The organism is Roseibium sp. (assembly GCF_048261595.1).
In the GTDB taxonomy this organism is placed as follows: Bacteria; Pseudomonadota; Alphaproteobacteria; order Rhizobiales; family Stappiaceae; genus Roseibium.
The window spans coordinates 1-17394 of record NZ_JBLXFW010000003.1 but is presented as its reverse complement, the minus strand read 5'-3'; the positions used below and the strand labels follow the sequence as shown (position 1 = coordinate 17394).

16 protein-coding genes are annotated in these 17394 nt (G+C 59.8%); 10 read left to right on the top strand and 6 right to left on the bottom strand.

The window, feature by feature from the left end:
- Positions 1-11 precede the first annotated feature (11 nt).
- The 4 genes from ACN0SY_RS11200 to ACN0SY_RS11185 form a co-directional block, all read right to left on the bottom strand.
- Positions 12-986: an ABC transporter permease gene (locus ACN0SY_RS11200; RefSeq protein WP_417687223.1), complete on the bottom strand. Its 975-nt coding sequence runs from the start codon at positions 984-986 to the stop codon at positions 12-14.
- Between the two features lie 60 nt (positions 987-1046).
- Entirely contained in the window at positions 1047-2633 is a 1587-nt protein-coding gene (locus tag ACN0SY_RS11195) for an ABC transporter substrate-binding protein (RefSeq protein WP_417687222.1), read from the bottom strand.
- 142 nt (positions 2634-2775) lie between these two features.
- Positions 2776-3933: an acetylornithine deacetylase gene (gene argE, locus ACN0SY_RS11190; RefSeq protein ID WP_417687221.1), complete on the bottom strand. Its 1158-nt coding sequence runs from the start codon at positions 3931-3933 to the stop codon at positions 2776-2778.
- Between the two features lie 150 nt (positions 3934-4083).
- Entirely contained in the window at positions 4084-5760 is a 1677-nt protein-coding gene (locus tag ACN0SY_RS11185) for an adenylate/guanylate cyclase domain-containing protein (RefSeq protein ID WP_417687220.1), read from the bottom strand.
- 254 nt (positions 5761-6014) lie between these two features.
- On the opposite strand from ACN0SY_RS11185, the gene ACN0SY_RS11180 reads away from it, so the two are divergent.
- Positions 6015-6374: an ArsC family reductase gene (locus ACN0SY_RS11180; protein WP_417687219.1), complete on the top strand. Its 360-nt coding sequence runs from the start codon at positions 6015-6017 to the stop codon at positions 6372-6374.
- Between the two features lie 7 nt (positions 6375-6381).
- On the opposite strand, the gene ACN0SY_RS11175 is transcribed toward ACN0SY_RS11180, so the two are convergent.
- The gene (locus ACN0SY_RS11175; protein ID WP_417687218.1) at positions 6382-6807 is read right to left on the bottom strand and encodes a YcbK family protein; all 426 of its coding nucleotides are present in this window, start codon (positions 6805-6807) and stop codon (positions 6382-6384) included.
- A gap of 288 nt (positions 6808-7095) precedes the next feature.
- Here ACN0SY_RS11175 and ACN0SY_RS11170 point away from each other — a divergent pair, with 288 nt between their 5' ends.
- The 3 genes from ACN0SY_RS11170 to purU all read left to right on the top strand — a co-directional run bounded on the left by ACN0SY_RS11170 (position 7096) and on the right by purU (position 10124).
- Positions 7096-8412 carry an aspartate aminotransferase family protein gene (locus ACN0SY_RS11170; protein ID WP_417687217.1) on the top strand — a complete coding sequence of 439 codons (1317 nt, stop codon included), beginning with the start codon at positions 7096-7098 and terminating at the stop codon, positions 8410-8412.
- A 26-nt stretch (positions 8413-8438) separates the two neighbouring features.
- Positions 8439-9188, top strand: a complete 750-nt coding sequence (locus ACN0SY_RS11165; protein WP_417687216.1) for a 3-keto-5-aminohexanoate cleavage protein — start codon at positions 8439-8441, stop codon at positions 9186-9188.
- A gap of 69 nt (positions 9189-9257) precedes the next feature.
- Positions 9258-10124 (top strand): formyltetrahydrofolate deformylase, encoded by an 867-nt coding sequence (purU, locus tag ACN0SY_RS11160; RefSeq protein ID WP_417687215.1) that lies wholly within the window; start codon positions 9258-9260, stop codon positions 10122-10124.
- A 51-nt stretch (positions 10125-10175) separates the two neighbouring features.
- On the opposite strand, the gene ACN0SY_RS11155 is transcribed toward purU, so the two are convergent.
- On the bottom strand, positions 10176-10772 hold the full coding sequence (locus ACN0SY_RS11155) for a LysE family translocator (RefSeq protein ID WP_417687214.1): 597 nt from the start codon (positions 10770-10772) through the stop codon (positions 10176-10178).
- Positions 10773-10847: 75 nt separating this feature from the next.
- Between ACN0SY_RS11155 and ACN0SY_RS11150 the strand changes: the two genes are divergently transcribed.
- The 6 genes from ACN0SY_RS11150 to ACN0SY_RS11125 all read left to right on the top strand — a co-directional run bounded on the left by ACN0SY_RS11150 (position 10848) and on the right by ACN0SY_RS11125 (position 17120).
- Positions 10848-12263: a PLP-dependent aminotransferase family protein gene (locus tag ACN0SY_RS11150; protein WP_417687213.1), complete on the top strand. Its 1416-nt coding sequence runs from the start codon at positions 10848-10850 to the stop codon at positions 12261-12263.
- A gap of 120 nt (positions 12264-12383) precedes the next feature.
- Positions 12384-13163 (top strand): energy-coupling factor ABC transporter ATP-binding protein, encoded by a 780-nt coding sequence (locus ACN0SY_RS11145; protein ID WP_417687212.1) that lies wholly within the window; start codon positions 12384-12386, stop codon positions 13161-13163.
- A complete protein-coding gene (locus ACN0SY_RS11140) occupies positions 13160-13771 on the top strand; it encodes an energy-coupling factor transporter transmembrane component T family protein (protein ID WP_417687211.1) in 612 nt (203 codons plus the stop codon). Before ACN0SY_RS11145 ends, ACN0SY_RS11140 begins: the two co-directional genes overlap by 4 nt.
- A gap of 153 nt (positions 13772-13924) precedes the next feature.
- Complete coding sequence (locus tag ACN0SY_RS11135; protein WP_417687210.1) at positions 13925-14488, top strand: biotin transporter BioY; 564 nt, start codon at positions 13925-13927, stop codon at positions 14486-14488.
- Between the two features lie 2 nt (positions 14489-14490).
- Entirely contained in the window at positions 14491-15930 is a 1440-nt protein-coding gene (locus ACN0SY_RS11130) for an AMP-binding protein (protein WP_417687209.1), read from the top strand.
- Positions 15927-17120: a thiolase family protein gene (locus ACN0SY_RS11125; RefSeq protein ID WP_417687208.1), complete on the top strand. Its 1194-nt coding sequence runs from the start codon at positions 15927-15929 to the stop codon at positions 17118-17120. Before ACN0SY_RS11130 ends, ACN0SY_RS11125 begins: the two co-directional genes overlap by 4 nt.
- Positions 17121-17394 lie beyond the last annotated feature (274 nt).

Below are 17394 nucleotides of genomic sequence, written 5' to 3'. Positions count from 1 at the left end.
TCTGTCTCCGCTCAAGGACGCCCGATCCGCAGGCGCGGGTCGATCACGAAATAGAGAATATCGACGATGAAATTGATCGCCACGAACAGGAACGCCGTCAGGAGCAGATACGCCGACATGATCGGAATATCGACGTTCTGGACCGCTTGCAGGAACATCAGACCCATGCCCGGCCACTGGAACACGGTCTCGGTGATCGTTGCGAACGCGATGATCGAACCGAGCTGTAGTCCGGTGATGGTGATGACCGGGACGAGGGTGTTCTTGAGGGCATGCCGGAAATGGACGATCCGGTCCGGAAGGCCACGGGCCCTTGCGAACTTGATGTAGTCTGTGCGGATGACTTCAAGCATCTCCGCCCGGATCAGGCGCATGATCAGCGTCATCTGGTAGAGCCCGAGCGTGATTGAGGGCAGGACCAGGGCCTTGAGACCGGACACGGTCAGGAAACCGGTTGTCCACCAGTCGCCGACAGGAGTGACCTCGCCACGTCCGAAACTGGGAAGCCACTGCAGGGTCACGGAAAACAGGAAGATCAGCAGGATGCCGATGAAGAAGGTCGGCAGCGAGATGCCGACAAGGGAAACGGACAGGAACAGCTTGGACAGGGCAGCTTCGCGGTTGAGCCCGGCATAGATGCCCATGGGGATGCCGACCGCGAGCGCAAACAGTGCCGACATGAAGCTCAGTTCGAGCGTTGCAGGAATTCGCTTGGCGAACAGGTCGGAGACCGGTTGGCGGAACTGGTAGGATGTGCCGAAGTCGAACTGCGCTGCTCGTGTCACGAAACGGCCGAACTGAACCAGGATCGGATCGTTCAGGCCGAGGCGTTCACGCAAGGCCTCGCGCTCTTCCTGGGACGTCTCGATGCCGACCATCTGGTTCACCGGATCGCCAACGAAGCGGAACAGGGTGAAGGCCAGGAGCGCGACGACCAGCATGACAACCATCGCCTGCAGGAGGCGACGTATTGCAAAACCAAGCATGACGATACTTTTCCAAACAGATTGGGTGTCCCCGGCCGGGGCCGGGGACACGGCGCGTGATTATTTCTTGGTCACGAAGCGGAAGTGGAACTGGTTGTCAGCGCGCTGAACCAGCTCGATGCCGGATTTGAAGCCCCATGCCAGACCCTGCTGGTGCAGCGGAATGTGCGAGACGTCTTCCTGCGTGATCTTCATGGCCTGAGCGATCAGCTCGTCGCGGGCAGCCGGGTCGTTCTCGACCAGGATCTTGCCATTCAGCTCTTCGATCTTCTCATTGCAGTAACCGCCGAGGTTGAACAGACCGCCCTTGCCGGCGTCGTCACGGCAACCTTCGATGTTGGAGATGATGTTCCAGTAGTCGAAGGAACCCGGCGTCCAGCCGAGAAGGTAGAACGAGGTGTCATAGCCACCCGATGCCAGGACCTTGGCGAAATACTTCGCCTTCGGCTGGGCATTCAGGTCGACCTTGATACCAACGCGCGCAAGCATGGAAGCAACAGCCTGACAGATGGCTTCGTCGTTGACGTAGCGGTCGTTCGGGCAGTCCATGCCGACGGAGAAGCCGTCCGCGTAGCCAGCCTCGGCGAGCAGAGCCTTGGCAGCTTCCGGGTCATACGGATAGCGCTCGAGTTCCCCCGAACGGGAGAAGAGGAACGGCGAGATCATGATGGCCGACGGAGTCGACAGGTCGCGCATGATCTTGCTCTTGATGCCCTCGATGTCGATGGCCTGGTAGACAGCCTTGCGTACCTTGACGTCCTTGAACGGGTTCTTGCCCTTCACGTCGGAATAGAGCAGCTCGTCGCGGCGCTGGTCCATGCCGAGGAAGATCGTGCGCAGTTCCGGACCAGTCAGAACCTCGGTTCCGGCGTTGTCGTTGACGCGTTTGATGTCCTGAACCGGGATAGGGTAGACCATATCCAATTCGCCGGACAGAAGTGCGGCAACGCGCGTTGCGTCGGAGCCGATCGGCGTGAATTCGACCGTATCGAGGTTGTGGCTCGCCTGGTCCCACCAGTCGGCATTCTTCTCGTAGAGGGTCTTCACCCCCGGCTCGTGGCTGACGATCTTGAACGGACCGGTGCCATTCGTGTTCAGGGCCGCGAAGTTCGGGGTCGTGTCGGACGCGGACGTGATGGCCACGGCGTTGTTCGCCTCGGTCCAGTCCTTGTCCATAATGTACCAGGTGTCCCACTCATAGTGCAGGATCGGGTTCGGACCGGGCAGGACGAAGTCGACCGTGTAATCGTCGACGATCTCGACCTTTACCTCTGAGTTGACGCGAGTTGCGAGGTCGGAGCCTTCGCCATGCAGGCGCTCTACCGAGAAGGCGACGTCTTCGGCGGTGAAGTCATTGCCGTTGTGGAACTTCACGCCCTTGCGCAGGTGGAAGCGCCAGCGGTTCGGTTCGACCACTTCCCAGCTTTCGGCCAGAGACGGTTCAATCTCGAGGTTGGCGTTGCGCCGGGTCAGGCCCTCATAGACGTTGCCGAGAGCCGACAGGGTGAAGGTCTCGTTCAGGCTATAGGGATCCAGCTGGTTCAGCGTCCCCTGAAAGGCGAATTTCAGCGTTTCGGCGTGTGCCGTGGACGCTGCCAGACCGACCGCCAAAACGGTCGATGCAAGTCCAAGCTTCAGTGTTTTCATTGTCCCCTCATTTGGTTTGTTATGCGGAACACGAGCCCATCCCCGGACCCGGATTGACCCGCGGAAACATGTCTCCGCGGAAAGGTCAGCCTGCATCATGGCAAGGCGATTTTTTGCCGTCCAGCCCTATCTCACGGAAAGATTAGGACAATTTGGAACATAGTCTGTCGAGAAAGGCGGAGCACTTTTCGATCTCCGAAATCTCGATGAATTCATCCACCTGATGACCCTGATCAATTGAACCTGGACCACAGACGATCGTCGACAGGCCGCGCTCCTGGAATTGTCCACCTTCCGTTGCGTACACAACGACATGAGTTCCATTATCGCCGGTCAAGTTCCGTGCGAGGGCCTCGGCAGGGCCATCTGTTTCCGGCGCGAGCCCCGGTACGTCTGCGGTTTGGGTGACCTCAATACGGCAGTTTTCGAAGATCGCCTGCATGTCCGGTTCGACTTCCGTCCGGATGAAATCAAGGTACCGGGCAAGCCAGCCGGCTCCTGTTTCCTGGGGTAGGAGTCGAATATCCGTGACGAATTCGCATTCCGCAGCGGTGATATTGTGCGCCGAACCACCCCTTATCGTTCCGCAATGCAGGGTCGTGTAAGGCGGATTGAACGGACAATCGGGAGCAGCGTTGGCCTTGTTCTCCGATGTTCTCGCATCCATCCAGGAAATCAGCCGTGCGGCAACCGAGATCGCCGACACGCCACGGTCAAGCTGACTGGAATGCACGGGGTGCCCATGGATCCTGGTATTGAGGACGATGACACCTTTGTGCCCGGTGACAACCTTCATGTTGGTAGGTTCGCCGACGATCACCGCAGATGGTTTCGGCCCCTCCGCGAGCATGCGCTCGATCATCGGCGGGGCGCCGAAACAGCCGACCTCTTCGTCGTATGAGAGCGCAATATGGATCGGCTTCTTCAAGTCGGCCGCGACCATCTCCGGCACATGCGCAAGGACCGTTGCGGCAAAGCCTTTCATGTCCGCTGTACCGCGACCGTAGAGCTTTCCTCCCGCCTCGCGCAGCTTGAACGGATCCGACGACCAATTCTGCCCCTCGACCGGAACAACATCCGTGTGGGCCGACAGGACAATTCCGCCGTCCGTTTTGGGGCCGATGGTGGCAAAGAGTGCTGCCTTTTCGCCTGTCGCATCGGGCACACGCTCAGAGGCAATGCCGTGCTCGGCGAGATAATCTTCAACGAAGCCGATGAGGTCGAGATTGCTCAGGTGCGAAATGGTCGGAAAGCTGACCAGTCGGTCCAGCATGGCGGCGGGAGTGTAGCGGGTTGCCAAGAAATCCTCCGGCAAGACAGGCAGGTTGAGTTCGGATCAGAGCCCGGTGTCGCCAATTTTGCAAGGCCAGAAATAGTGCATTTTCAAATGACATGAACAGCTTACGGGCAGGTACGAGGCTCACGCTACGGCAGAATTACGGTTGCGGTGTCACGGGGATGGAAGATCCCCTGAGGTAGCGAAACAGGCGACCTCCAGAGGGGCGACACGGCCGCGGATGTCAACGGATCGAATTTCTGCTGATGGCGGAACGTCTAGGCCGGCCGCATGGAGGATCTCGCGTGAAATTGCTGCGAGGGCATTTACCTCCTTCGCCACACCTTCAAGTCTGGCCGCCACATTGACCACGTCGCCGAGAGCGGTCAGTCCGGAGGCCACACCATTCTTACCATCGAGACCGATCCGACCGAGAATGGCTGTCCCGCCATGCAGGCCGACGGCCACTCGCAACGGTGCTGGCAGGTGGCTGGCGAGGTCTTCATTCACTTGTGCCAACTCAGTGGAAAGGTCATTCAAGGTCGCGATGGCTGACTGAATGCCTTTGTCGAAATTGGTTTCGACGCCGAAAAGAGCCATGACCCCATCGCCCATGATCTTGTCGACCATTCCACCGTTCTTGCGGATGATCCGCACGACCCCATCGACATAGCGATTGAGGATGAACACGACGTCGAATGGAAGTTTGCCTTCGCTCAGTGACGTGAAACCGCGCAAGTCTATGAACATGACGGCAATCTTCTGCTCGACCCCCCATCTGTAGCGGTCGTGAAGGCCCTCGCCGTTCAGGGCCCTTCCGGCGGCAAAGAGTGGACGTACGACCATGTCGGTGGAAGGGCGAAGCTGGCAGGCGAGCCTCACATTCGCGCTCGCGCCAATCCGCTTGAGCACCTGGGCTTCGGTCGCGTTAGGTTGCTGCAGATCGGCCCGGCCGGAAAGGATCAGGGTTCTGCAGGTGGAACAGCGCGCGCGGCCACCGCAAATCGACATGTGCGGAATGCCTTTCATGCGGCTGATTTCCAGAAGAGTCGGGCCGGGAGCTGTCTTGACCGTACGAGAGTCGAGATACCGTATAGAGATGCGTTCGCGCGCATATCCACTCAACTTCCGTCCTGCGATGACAAGGAAGACGAGGGCGACCAGTGCGTAGAAGCCATACTGCGTCCATTCGGTCCATTGCAGGAGGTCGGCCTTTTGAGCCGCTGTGACGTTATTTTTCGTCGCATTCTCCAGCACAAGTCGGCGTGCGGCGGAGATCCAGCCTGTCAGCGCTAGAAGAGGAATGATGACGGCAATCAGAAAGAGGGTTGGCTTCGCCTTGGCGTACCAGCCCTTCATTCTCAGCCAATAGTGCAGGCCGACGCAGCCATGGAGCCAGACCAGCACGAGGAGCGTGCTTTGCAAAAGAGCGCTGTCGGGCCAAAGGACAGTGAGTTCGTGGCGGTAATCGATATAGGATCCGAAGGCAACTTCAGCCCCTCGGGTCGCATAGATATGCTTGATCAGAATATAGGGGATGACCAATCCCAGCAGGATCTGCGTCGCTTCCCACAAGGGCATACGCAGGGTTCGCCGGCGCATCGTCTTCCACAGGGCAAGCCCGGCGTGGGTGAAGAGCGCCGCGTAGAGCAACCATCCGCCAATCGTGGAGTGCCATATCCGGTAGCGGAGATCTTGTCCCCAATCCAGCGCTGCCAACGAGATGTTGCCAAGGGAATGGTTCAGAAAATGCAGCAGGACAAAGCTAAAAAGCACAAGTCCGGCGGACAGGCGGATGCGCTGTTCTAGCGAGCCAGCCCCTGGAGGATGCCTGTTCGTCTTGCCTGACATCGTTCTAAATGCCTTTCCTGTCGCTCTACCCGATGGTCGTGTGTCTATTCATCGGCGGACCCGGATCTTGGCGGATGTCGAACCCTGTGAAAAGTGCAGATGCAACCGAATTCGCGAGACCCATCATTTTCACGGTTACGATCGGACCGGATGCTGTGCTTTCCCCCGGTCTTTCGCCTATCGGCCTTGCATGCTTTCGCCAGAGCGGCAAACTGCCGGCAAATTGCACTTGATCGAAACGAACGGGATTGGTCATGAAGGTCTACGGCATCAAAAACTGTGACACCGTGAAAAAGGCGCGCAAGTTTCTCGAAGAAGCGGGCGTCGATTACACATTCCACGATTACAAGAAGGATGGCGTCGACCAGGACAAGCTGACGGCTTTTGCTTCCGAGTTTGGTTGGGAAACGATCCTGAACAAGCGCGGCACCACCTGGCGCAAGCTCGATGAGGAGGTCCAGGACACCGTGACCGATGCCGCTTCTGCCATCGCGCTGATGTGCGAACAACCTTCGATCATCAAGCGTCCAATTGTCGAGGGGGAGGCCAAGAACTTCGTCGGCTTCGACCCGGTCGCATGGGAGATGGCACTGGAGCTCGGTGAGCTGAAGTAAGCCCTGCCTACCAGGTCCGGCGCGGACCGGTATCTATATGGTAGTGGCCTGAGGAATAGTGCTTGTAGCCGCCGACCTCTGGCTGTGCCTTCAGGAAGGCGACTACCGACGAGGGGTTGCCGCGCACGGAAAAATCTACTGCGCGGCATTTCAGGTGATAGGAATCCCTCGCACCGCCCTTCCACCAGTTCTCGAGCCACCAGCGCTTCGTCGAATGTATCTGCACCGACCCGTACCGCTTGGCTACCCGGTTCAGCACCTTCTTAAGCTTGCGCGGCACGCACCACGCGGTGTCGTTGTAGGCAATCGCATCGTGAGAACCGGTCATCCATCCCAGACCCGTCACACCGGCAACGGTGCCGCACCCGGCAAGCGCCATGGTGAGGACTATGACAAGGACGAGGTTTTGAATGGACCTGAGCATGTTCGCCATTGCGGATCTTGGGGGTGGGTTCTCTCAAAGCATGCCCGCCAGACATTAAAATTGTCATGATAAAGATGGTTAAGACTTAAGGGGTCTAAGGGGGTTTCCGCTTCGCGGCGTTAACGTTTGCGGTAACTGCCGCGCTGGGCATGGCACATGCTGGCGCCGCTGCGTCATTGAAGTGACTGGCGGCGGCTAGCCGAATGCGATAGGCAGAAAGACGGTCGTCCTGCGATTAACTTTTGCAGCGGCATGATTCCGAACAGGCTGTACGCCCTACTGGCAGGATCCAGCGCCATGTCCCACGTTTTTCCGCGTCACACGAAGGCCGCGACACCGATCGCCGACCGCGGTGACGGCTGCTACATCATCGACACCAGCGGCAAACGGTACTTCGACGGATCCGGGGGCGCCGCGGTCTCCTGTCTGGGCCACAGTGACCCGGATGTCACGGCGGCGATCAAGGCGCAGGTCGACAAGATCGCATTCGCGCATACTGGTTTTTTCACGTCAGAGCCGGCTGAGCAGCTCGCGGATCTTCTGATTGCGCATGCGCCGGCAGGTCTCGACCGCGTCTATTTCGTCTCCGGCGGGTCCGAGGCGATGGAGGCCGCGCTGAAGCTGGCGCGCCAGTATTTCCTTGAAATTGGCGAAGGAAAACGGCACCGGGTGATCGCCCGCCGCCAAAGCTATCATGGCAATACGCTCGGAGCGCTCGCGACCGGAGGCAATGCCTGGCGGCGCGAGCCCTTCGCCCCGATGATGATCGAAACGTCTCATATCTCACCCTGCTACGAATATCGCGGACGAGATGATGGCGAGACTTCATTCGAATACGGTCAGCGCGTCGCCAACGAGCTGGAAACTGAGATCCAGCGACTCGGCCCGGAAAATGTCATGGCCTTTGTTGCAGAGCCCGTTGTCGGTGCCACAGCTGGTGCCGTTCCACCCGTCGAGGGCTACTTCAAGCGCATCCGCGAGATCTGCGACCATCACGGCATCCTGCTTATCCTTGACGAGGTCATGTGCGGCATGGGCCGGACAGGAACCTTGTTCGCGTGTGAGCAGGATGGGGTCACGGCCGACATCCTGGCAACCGCGAAGGGGCTTGGCGCCGGCTACCAGCCGATTGGCGCAATGCTCTGTTCCGGCAAGATCTATGAAGCGATCGAAAACGGCTCCGGGTTCTTCCAGCATGGCCATACCTACATCGGCCACCCGACCGCCTGTGCAGCATCCCTGGCAGTGCTGACCAAACTGACCGGCGGTCTCGTGGACAGGGTTCTGCCGCTGGGTGAAAAACTGCAAGCCTCGCTGACAGAGGCCTTCGGCCAGCACCCGCATGTCGGTGACATTCGTGGCCGTGGCCTGTTCCGCGGCATCGAGATCGTGGAAGATCGGGCGACGAAGGCGCCGTTCGACCCTAAGAAGGGCATCAACAAGGCTCTGAAAAAGGCTGCATTCGAGGCCGGTCTCGTCTGTTACCCGATGGGCGGCACGATCGATGGCGTCACGGGAGATCATATTCTGCTGGCACCGCCCTTCATCATGACGGACGAGCAGGTCGGCGAGATCACGGACAAGCTTGCGACCGCCTTCGGCAAGGTATTTTAGAATCTATGAAACCGCTCCCGAGAATCATGGTCGCACCCAATGGTGCGCGCCGGACCAAGGCCGATCATCCTGCACTGCCGGTGACGATAGGCGAAACGGTCGAGACCGCCGCTGCCTGTCATGCAGCCGGTGCGGGGGGTATTCATGCTCATGTTCGCGATGAGACTGGCGCCCATGTGCTTGATGCCGGGCTTTATCGCGAGCTTCTGTCGGAAATGAAGGACAAGGTGCCGCAAATGGCCGTCCAGATCACGACGGAAGCTGTTGGAAAATACACCCCGGCCGAACAGCGCAAGCTTGTTGAGGACGTGATGCCCGAAGCGGTTTCGATCGCGGTACGCGAAATGGTACCCGACGAAGACACCGCAGAAGCCGCACGCTTCTATGCATGGTGCCGGGAAGCGGAGATCGCGGTTCAGCACATCCTTTACAGTCCGGAGGATGTGACCCGCTTCTTCTCGCTGGTGGCTGCGAATGTTGTTCCGGGTGCCGCGCACCAGGTTCTCTGCGTACTTGGCCGCTATGCGGAAAATCAGGAAAGCGCTCCGGAAGATCTGGATCCTTTTCTGCCGCTTCTATATTCGAAGGCGTCGGACTTGACCCTCGACTGGGCCGTTTGCGCGTTTGGGCATAGGGAAACCGATTGCCTTGCCTACGCAATCTCCAAGGGTGGCAAGGCGCGGATCGGGTTCGAGAATGGCCTTTGGAACAGCGATGGCCAGTTGGCGGAAGACAATGCCAGCCGGGTGCGGGATCTGGTCAGGGCCATCGGGTAAGGCGGCTTTGTCCGTCAGGAATGACGAAAGAGTTTTGTTCGGCCGGGATGCCGGGCATCGGAATGGAGAATGGAACCAGTGTCGAACGGTCGTTTTGTACTTACCCTGTCCTGTGAAGACCGGCCCGGCATCGTGGCCGCGGTGACCACGGAACTGGCCGATCTCGGTGCCAACATTGCTGAAAGCGACCAGTTCTGGGATCAGGTCAGCAACCGCTTCTTCATGCGCATTGCCTTCATCGCGCCGATGGGAGCGACAAGCGAGAGCATCCAGAAAGCGCTGGCTCCGGCGATTTCCCGCTTTGACATGAAAACGTCGATCAACGACATGTCAAAGCGGCCGAAGGTCATTGCAATGGTCTCGAAATTCGACCACGCGCTGCTGCATCTCCTGTATCAGATCAGGGTCGGCTGGATGGACGCGGAAGTTGTCGCCATCGTGTCGAACCATGAGGGCAGCCAGCGCACGGCCGAGATCGAGGGCATTCCCTATCACCACTGGCCGGTGAACAAGGAGAACAAGCCGGAGCAGGAGGAGAAGCTGCTCAAGCTTGTGCACGAGACGGAAGCCGATCTGGTGGTTCTTGCCCGCTACATGCAGGTCCTGTCCGACAATCTGTCGAAGCGTCTGTTCGGCAAGGTGATCAACATTCACCACTCGTTCCTGCCCAGCTTCAAGGGGGCCAAGCCCTATCATCAGGCGCATCAGCGCGGTGTGAAGATGATTGGTGCCACGGCGCACTACGTGACCGCGGATCTGGATGAAGGCCCGATCATCGAGCAGGACGCAGAGCGCGTCAGCCACTCCTTGTCGGCTCAGGACTTTGTTGCCCGTGGGCGTGACATCGAGGCCCGCGTCCTCGCGCGCGCGGTGAAGTATCACCTGGAAAACCGGGTCATGATCGTCGGCAACAAGACGATTGTCTTCACCCAATAGGGCTTCAATTCAAATGCAAGCGGCAGCGGCCGAATAGTTCGCGGGCGCTGATTACATCAGCATCGCCCAGGCTGTGGCGGCCAGCATACCAGCTGCCATCGCGATCGTGATGATACGCATCAAGGGACCATCGCCGATCATCGCCAGTATGGAAACGCCTGCAAGCGCCCAAAGCGAATGGGAGACCATCCCGCCCGCGATGAAGCCGCCTGCCAGCAGAATGGCATTCTCGGCAAGTCCCAGACCGTTTCCGGCAAAGAAACTCGTAAAGGCGACGAGGCTCATGGCCCAGGTCTTCGGACTGAGCGGGTGGATCAGGATCCCTTCCCAGAACGAGGGCAGGCTGACATCGCCTTTTGGCTTCACGCTCAGCGACACGATCCTCCACGCGAGATAGGTCATGTAGGCCATGCTCAACCCCTTGAAGAGGACGACGAGTGGCCCGCCCCCGGCCATCACCTGGCCAAGGCCGAAGGCAACGCTGACATTGAGTGCCAGCGACCCGATCTGGGAGGCGAGGATCACCGGAAAGGCCGTCCGGTAGCCTGCTGTCGCGCCAATCGCCATGAAGGTGAGGTTACCAGGGCCGGGCGTTCCGGTCATGACCGCGACGAAGACCGCGAAGGCTGCTAGGGTTGAGCTGTCCATATTATCACAATCGATACAATTTTTCCGCAGTAACGTGATACTTGAGATCCAACTGGCGTCAATGTATTTATTGTTATGATGACAATCTGGTGCCCTGACATCTCCGCCGCTTCCGGCCCGATATACCTGGCCGTCGCCGATGCGATCGAGGCCGATATCCGTGCTGGCGTTCTTTCGACCGGGGACCGAATGCCGCCGCAACGGGAGCTCGCCTACAAGCTCGGTGTCACGCTGGGCACGGTGACGAGGGCCTATCGGGAAGCTGAGCGGCGGCGTCTATTGAAGGGCGAGACCGGGCGGGGAACCTATGTCGCCCCGGCCGAGATCGAAGCCTCCCCTTTGATCCCGCGGGAGGAGCGCTCCAACGAGCTCGATCTGGCGCGCAATTTCGCTTACCCGCATCTTAATCCGAACCTGAGCAAGGGGCTGGCCAGGGTTGCAAGGACGCCGGGTATCGATCGCCTCAACGGCTTTGTTCCCTCCGAAGGCTTGTCAACCCATCGCCAGGCTGGAGCGAAACTCTTCGATCTTTTCCGGCTCGATGCGGATCCCTCCAACATCGCTCTGACCTGTGGTGCCCAGCACGGCATTCAGGTTTTGCTTCAGGCCTTGTTCATGCCCGGCGATGCGGTGGCGGTGGACGAGTTTACCTATCCGTCGATCCTCAACTCGGCGCCCCATCTTGGCCTGCGCCTCGTGCCCATCCCGTTGCAGCGGGACGAAGCAACTGGTGATTTTCTAGCGATGGACCCGGATGCACTGGCGGCTGCTGCACGGACCGAAGGTGTAAAGGGTGTTTTCCTGATGCCCAACATGCACAATCCGACGACCCACACGATGACGCTCGAGGAGCGCCAGGGACTGGTCGAGGTTGCTCGTCACCACGGGCTCAAGATTATCGAGGATGATCCCTACACGCCGTTTGTCGGGAATTGTCCTTTTGCATTCGGCATGCTGGCTCCGGAGCTGACCGCCTCGATCGCCAGTATCTCCAAGCTGATTTCGCCAGGTAGCCGCATCGGCTATGTGCATGTGCCGCGGGCATATGGAAATACCGTGCGTAATCTGATCGGCGAAAGCACCTGGATGGCCTCTCCCATCACGGCAGAGCTGATCGCCGGGTGGATCCGTGACGGGACTTTGCGCCGAACGCTGGAGAAGAAGGTGAAGGCAAACGCCGAGCGCCATCGGACCGCAAGAAAGATACTTGCGGGAGTGCCGCTTCAGGGCGCGGATGACAAGGTATTCGCCTGGGTCGGATTGCCAAAGGGCGCAGATCCCGTCGCCGTCGAAGCGAGCTTGGCCCATCAGGGCGTGGCGGTTCTTTCCTCGCGCTATTTCCAGGTACGTGAGAAGGCGCCTCGTCCGTTCCTTCGGATTACCTTTGGCTCCATTGTCGGACAAAGGGAGTTCGAGGCAGCGCTGATGCGCACGCGAGACGTGATCGCCCAGGCTGGTGAAACCCGCTTTGGCCTCGGGCAGATCGGCTGACAAAGGTCAGGCGTCCGGGGCGGCGCCCGCTTGATGCAATTGCGGCTTTGACATTCAGTTCTGCACCGACAATAAGCTGGCCAACCCAAGATCTCCCGCTATCGGATTGAATTGCGCCAAATGCCGTTCTGGACGCGAAAACAGAAAACCGCCGGTTCTGAGCCGGATTTCAACCCGGCGGCAGACCCCTTCGCGGTGATCGATGGCGTCAGTCTGGAAATCGGTGGCCGGCAGATATTGCGCGATGTCGCCCTTTCCTTGAGAGAAGACCGGATCGGAATCATTGGTCTCAACGGTTCGGGTAAGAGCAGCTTCGTCCGCCTGCTCAACGGCCTGCGCCAGCCTACTGCCGGTTCGGTCCGGATGTTCGGAGCGGACGTCACCAAGGCGGCTTCGGCCCTTCCACGGTATGTCGGCTTTGTGTTCCAGAACCCGGACCATCAGGCGATCTTTCCGACTGTCGAGGAAGAAATCGCTTTCGGCCTGACCCAGCTTGGGCACGGCAAGGATGAATCGCGGCAGCAGGCGCGTGCCTTCCTCGATCGTCACAACTGCGCGCATCTGGCGGAAAAGCCCTTCGCCGAACTTTCCGAAGGCCAGAAGCAGCTGATTTGCATCTTGGCGGTTCTGGTCATGGAGCCGCGTCTCCTGGTGCTTGATGAACCGATGTCGTCCCTGGATGCATTGGCAATCCGCAAGATCATGGCCAAGCTTCGTGGCCTCGACCAGAAAGTCATCATGGTCAGCCACGACCTGGCGCTCCTGAAGGATTTCGACCGTGTCATTTGGATCGAGAATCACGGGGTGCGGATGGACGGCGCGGCGGCGGACGTATTGAGCGCCTATGAAGCAGATCTCCGCGAACGGCTGGTCGACGATGAGGGGAGCGATCTCACATGATCTCGTTATACCTCCCCGGCACAAGCCGGCTCCACAGATGCCCGGTCCGGATCAAGCTGGTTGTTCTGGCCCTCGCAGGCATGCTGGTTTTCCCAGTGACCGATCCTCTTGTCCTGCTTGCGGTTCTTGTCGGCGTTCTTGCCCTTTACGGGTCCCTTGGAAAAGCGGGTCTCGCTCAGGTCGCGGCTTTGAAGCCACTTGTCTCCCTGCTCGCAATCATCTTCGCACTCCATGCGCTCACGGGTGACTGGCTCACAGGCTTCACCGCCATACTCCGGTTGGTCGCAATGGTGCTGGCGGCAAACCTGGTATCGATCACCTCCCGCATGGATGACATGCTCGAAGCCGTTCGCCCGCTGTTCCTTCCCCTGGAATGGTTCGGGTGGTCGTCACGCAAGCCAGCGTTGGCGGTTTCCCTGGTCATCCGCTTTGCACCGGTTCTCCTGTCGGTCTATGGATCGCTGCGGGAAGCCTTCCAGGCGCGCAGTGGCAAAAGCACGAGCTGGCGATTGATCAGTCCGTTCCTGCTGCAATCTCTTGCCATGTCCGAGAATGTCGCCGAAGCGCTCTCCGCGCGCGGGGGTGCCGAGGGTTTTCCGAGGCGCTGAGTTGGCGTTCACATGCTGACGTCTGTGGTTCATGAGACCAAACGCCATTTGCACCTTGCTGCCGTTCCCTATAATAAGCGGCCAGATTTTTTGGCCGCCTTCACTGGGTCTGCGGCTCCAGTTTCGGAACGTTTCGCTAAGAAGGAAAACACAATGAATGACCGTTCCCTTGTGCAGATCGCATTCTACGCGGCGTTGATCGCTGCCCTGGGTCTCCTGCCGAAAGTCGCCATTCCGGTCATGGGCGGGGTACCGATCACGGCTCAGACTCTCGGCGTCATGCTTGCGGGCGTCATGCTGGGTCCGGTTCGCGGTGCTCTCGCCGTGCTTCTGTTTCTTTTCCTTGTCGCACTCGGGGTGCCGCTCCTGGCAGGCGGGCGCGGCGGTCTCGGCGTATTTGCATCTCCGTCGGTCGGTTTCCTGATCGGCTGGCCGATCGGCGCCTTTGCCGCCGGCTTGATCATGCAGAAGACAACATCTTTGAGCGTCCTGCCGGCTGCGGCGATTGCGGCAACCATCGGCGGAATTGGTGTTGTCTATCTGTTTGGCATTCCCGGCGTTGCCCTCATGGCGGAGCTGCCGCTCGTCAAGGCAGCGCTTGGAAGTGCGGTATACATCCCGGGCGACCTGATCAAGGTGGCGATCACGGCTGTTGTTGCACAGACCGTGTCCCGGGGTCTGCCGCGGGCCCTTATGTCCCGCACCTTATCCCGATAGCCGTGGCCTTCGTCGGAGACAGCCTTGATGCGCTGGCCAAGCTCGACGCGGATGCCGCGGCATTAAGTTGCGGCAAGAGGGCATGGACCAGATCCGGCCTGACCGGTGAAATCAACAGCCTCAGTGCAACACTCCGGACCCGTGTTCCCTTTGGTGCGCGGGTCGCTTTGTGTCTGCGCGACCCGGCGAGTCTTCTGATCGCCTTCTTCGCCGTTGCCCGGCGCGGGGCCATTGCACTCGTCTATGATCCTGACTGGCCGCAGATGCGCAGGGACGCTATCGATCGCCAGGTCGCACCGGATATTGTTCTTGATGATTTGGCACTGTCCGGTCTTTGTGCGGAGGGCGGGGCCGCTCGGTTGCTGGCTGGTGTTGAGGATCGGGTGCCGGAAGCTGCCGATCCTTTCTATGCGGGCTTCACCTCCGGTTCGACCGGCGAGCCCAAGGCCTATCTGCGCTCCCATGGCTCCTGGCTCGAAAGCTTTCTGGTGAGCCAGCGTGAATTTCCGATCGGCCCCGCCGACACGGTCATTATTCCGGGCAATCTGGTTCATTCGCTGCACCTATATGGTGCGGTCCATGGTCTGGTGGTCGGTGCAGGTGTTGTTCTGGCCGAACGGTTCAACCCGAAGAACCTTGCTCGACACATTGCTGGATCGGGTTCGGCCGTTCTTTATGCAACGCCGACACAGATGCGCCTGATGGCCGCCGAAATTCTCAAATGCTCCCCGGCAGAAAACGTGCGTCTTGTTCTGGCCAGTGGGGCAAAGTGGCGCGAAGACGACCGAAAGGCCATGTCCGTACCGTTTCCAGCCGCGCGCCTGGTGGAGTTCTACGGCGCATCCGAGATGAGTTTCATCACGGTGTCGACGCCGGAGGACGATGCGCCTGACGGATCCGTGGGGCGGGCGGCCCTGGGCGTATCTATCTGCATTCGCGATGAGCAAGGGCGGACATGTGCCCCGGGCGACACCGGCGTAATTTGGGTGTCGAGCGCGATGCTGTTCTCCGGTTACGTTTGCGGCGGTGGCTCCGAGGTGGTTCGCGAGGGGGCTTGGTTGACTGTCGGTGATTGCGGCTATCTCGATGAAGATGGCTTCCTGTTTCTATCCGGGCGGCAGAAGCGCATGATCGTCACGTCCGGGATCAACATCTTTCCCGAAGAAGTGGAGGCAGCACTTCTGGAGCATCCGCAAGTGCGCGCGGCGGCCGTTCTTCCCCTGGCCGATCCCCTGCGCGGAAAGGTCATGGTAGCGGTCATGCAGACCGACGTGGACGCCGACCTTTCCGACCGGGACTTGCGCCGCCATTGCGCCGTCCGCCTCGGACGCGGACGGACGCCGCGGCGCTACATCATGGTCACCACGCTGCCGCTGACCCCCGGTGGCAAGATCGACCTGCAGACCCTGCAGCAACGCCTCGATACCGGGGAGCTGTCATGAGAAGTTCAGGAAACGTGCCCGCAAAAGCCGTCATCACCGCCGCCCGCCGGACCGCGGTTGTTCCGAGAGGCGGCGCCTTTCGGCTGCTTCAGGCAGATGAGCTGGCTGCACCGGTGATCACCGCAGTCTTGGCCGATGCCGGTGTTCGGAAAGAAGACGTCGATCACGTGATTTTCGGCAATGCCCTTTACGGCGGTGGCAACCCTGCACGAATGGCGGCGTTGCGGGCGGGGCTGCCGGCCCATGTTCCGGCCATGACCATAGACACCCAGTGTTGTTCAGGTCTGGATGCCATCCTGCTTGCGGTTCGCATGGTCGAAGCCGGGGCGGCCGATTGCATAGTGGCCGGTGGCATGGAGAGTTTCTCAAGATCTCCAATTCGCCAGCATCGCCCGGTGGACAAGGGCGGAGCTGCAGTTCCCTATGATCGTCCGGCCTTCGCGCCGGATCCGGCAATGGACCCGGATTTGAGCGAGGCGGCAGCGCGCCTGGCGGAGCGGCGCGGCATTTCACGTGAGACTCAGGCGGATTTCGCCTGCCTGTCTCACCTCAAGGCGCTTGATGCCTATGAGGCGGGTGCCTATGCGCGGGAACTTGTCACCATAACCGCTGCCCCGGTTCCCTTCGATCCGTTTGCCCGCCGATTGACAAGGAGCGTTGCAATGCGCGCACCCGTCCTTGCGGGAATTGCTGACAGCGGGATCAACGCTGCGACCGCCGCCGTTGAAGCGGATGCCGCCGCAGCGGTTGTGGTCATGAGCAAGGACCGGGCAACAGGGATGGCGCGCGCGGGGCAGCGTAGGGCACGTGTTTCAGTCTGCGCCGGGGTGTCGGTGGGCGACGCCCCGGATGAACCGGCGCTTGCCCCGGTTGCGGCCATCGACAGCCTCCTGAAACAGTGCGGCCTCGCGATTGCTGATCTTGCGCGCATCGAGCTGATGGAAGCCTATGCGTCTCAGGCCCTTGCCACATGCGACGCCTTGGACATTCCCGCAGATGTTCTCAACCGCGAAGGCGGTGCCCTTTCAAGGGGGCATCCGATTGGCGCTTCCGGAGCCGTCCTGGCCGTCCGGCTTTTTCACGGGCTCACGCAGGAGACGCCCTCAAGCAGATCCGCCCTCACTGGCCTTGCCGCCATTCCGGCAGCAGGCGGATTGGCGTCCGCGATGGCGCTGTGCTTTGACGATTGACCGCCTGCAACGCGTACCAACATCGACACGCCAATTCAGTACAGCCGTCTGGGGAAAACTCGTTAGCATGCGTTAACCATTTGAATTCACGCGAAGAATATCGAGTTAAGCCCGGGTTTCCGCCATTTCTGCATCTGCTTGCGTTTGGCTTATCCACATTGGGTAATTTTTGGATTTTGATTTGTTCTGTTTTTTTGGATTTTGGCGTTGACGGTTTTTGGGTTGGTGCGTATAAGCCTGTTCATCGACGGCGGCAACGTCGCTGGCGGCAGGG

Excerpts from the sequence above, each read along its gene's own strand:
- ACN0SY_RS11135 (WP_417687210.1), top strand. The coding sequence starts at position 13,925 with ATGAATGACCGTTCCCTTGTGCAGATCGCATTCTACGCGGCGTTGATC.
- ACN0SY_RS11185 (WP_417687220.1), bottom strand. The coding sequence starts at position 5,760 with ATGTCAGGCAAGACGAACAGGCATCCTCCAGGGGCTGGCTCGCTAGAA.
- ACN0SY_RS11150 (WP_417687213.1), top strand. The coding sequence starts at position 10,848 with ATGATGACAATCTGGTGCCCTGACATCTCCGCCGCTTCCGGCCCGATA.
- ACN0SY_RS11175 (WP_417687218.1), bottom strand. The coding sequence starts at position 6,807 with ATGGCGAACATGCTCAGGTCCATTCAAAACCTCGTCCTTGTCATAGTC.
- ACN0SY_RS11145 (WP_417687212.1), top strand. The coding sequence starts at position 12,384 with ATGCCGTTCTGGACGCGAAAACAGAAAACCGCCGGTTCTGAGCCGGAT.
- ACN0SY_RS11195 (WP_417687222.1), bottom strand. The coding sequence starts at position 2,633 with ATGAAAACACTGAAGCTTGGACTTGCATCGACCGTTTTGGCGGTCGGT.
- ACN0SY_RS11125 (WP_417687208.1), top strand. The coding sequence starts at position 15,927 with ATGAGAAGTTCAGGAAACGTGCCCGCAAAAGCCGTCATCACCGCCGCC.
- ACN0SY_RS11165 (WP_417687216.1), top strand. The coding sequence starts at position 8,439 with ATGGTCGCACCCAATGGTGCGCGCCGGACCAAGGCCGATCATCCTGCA.
- ACN0SY_RS11200 (WP_417687223.1), bottom strand. The coding sequence starts at position 986 with ATGCTTGGTTTTGCAATACGTCGCCTCCTGCAGGCGATGGTTGTCATG.
- ACN0SY_RS11170 (WP_417687217.1), top strand. The coding sequence starts at position 7,096 with ATGTCCCACGTTTTTCCGCGTCACACGAAGGCCGCGACACCGATCGCC.
- ACN0SY_RS11180 (WP_417687219.1), top strand. The coding sequence starts at position 6,015 with ATGAAGGTCTACGGCATCAAAAACTGTGACACCGTGAAAAAGGCGCGC.
- ACN0SY_RS11140 (WP_417687211.1), top strand. The coding sequence starts at position 13,160 with ATGATCTCGTTATACCTCCCCGGCACAAGCCGGCTCCACAGATGCCCG.
- purU (WP_417687215.1), top strand. The coding sequence starts at position 9,258 with ATGGAACCAGTGTCGAACGGTCGTTTTGTACTTACCCTGTCCTGTGAA.
- ACN0SY_RS11155 (WP_417687214.1), bottom strand. The coding sequence starts at position 10,772 with ATGGACAGCTCAACCCTAGCAGCCTTCGCGGTCTTCGTCGCGGTCATG.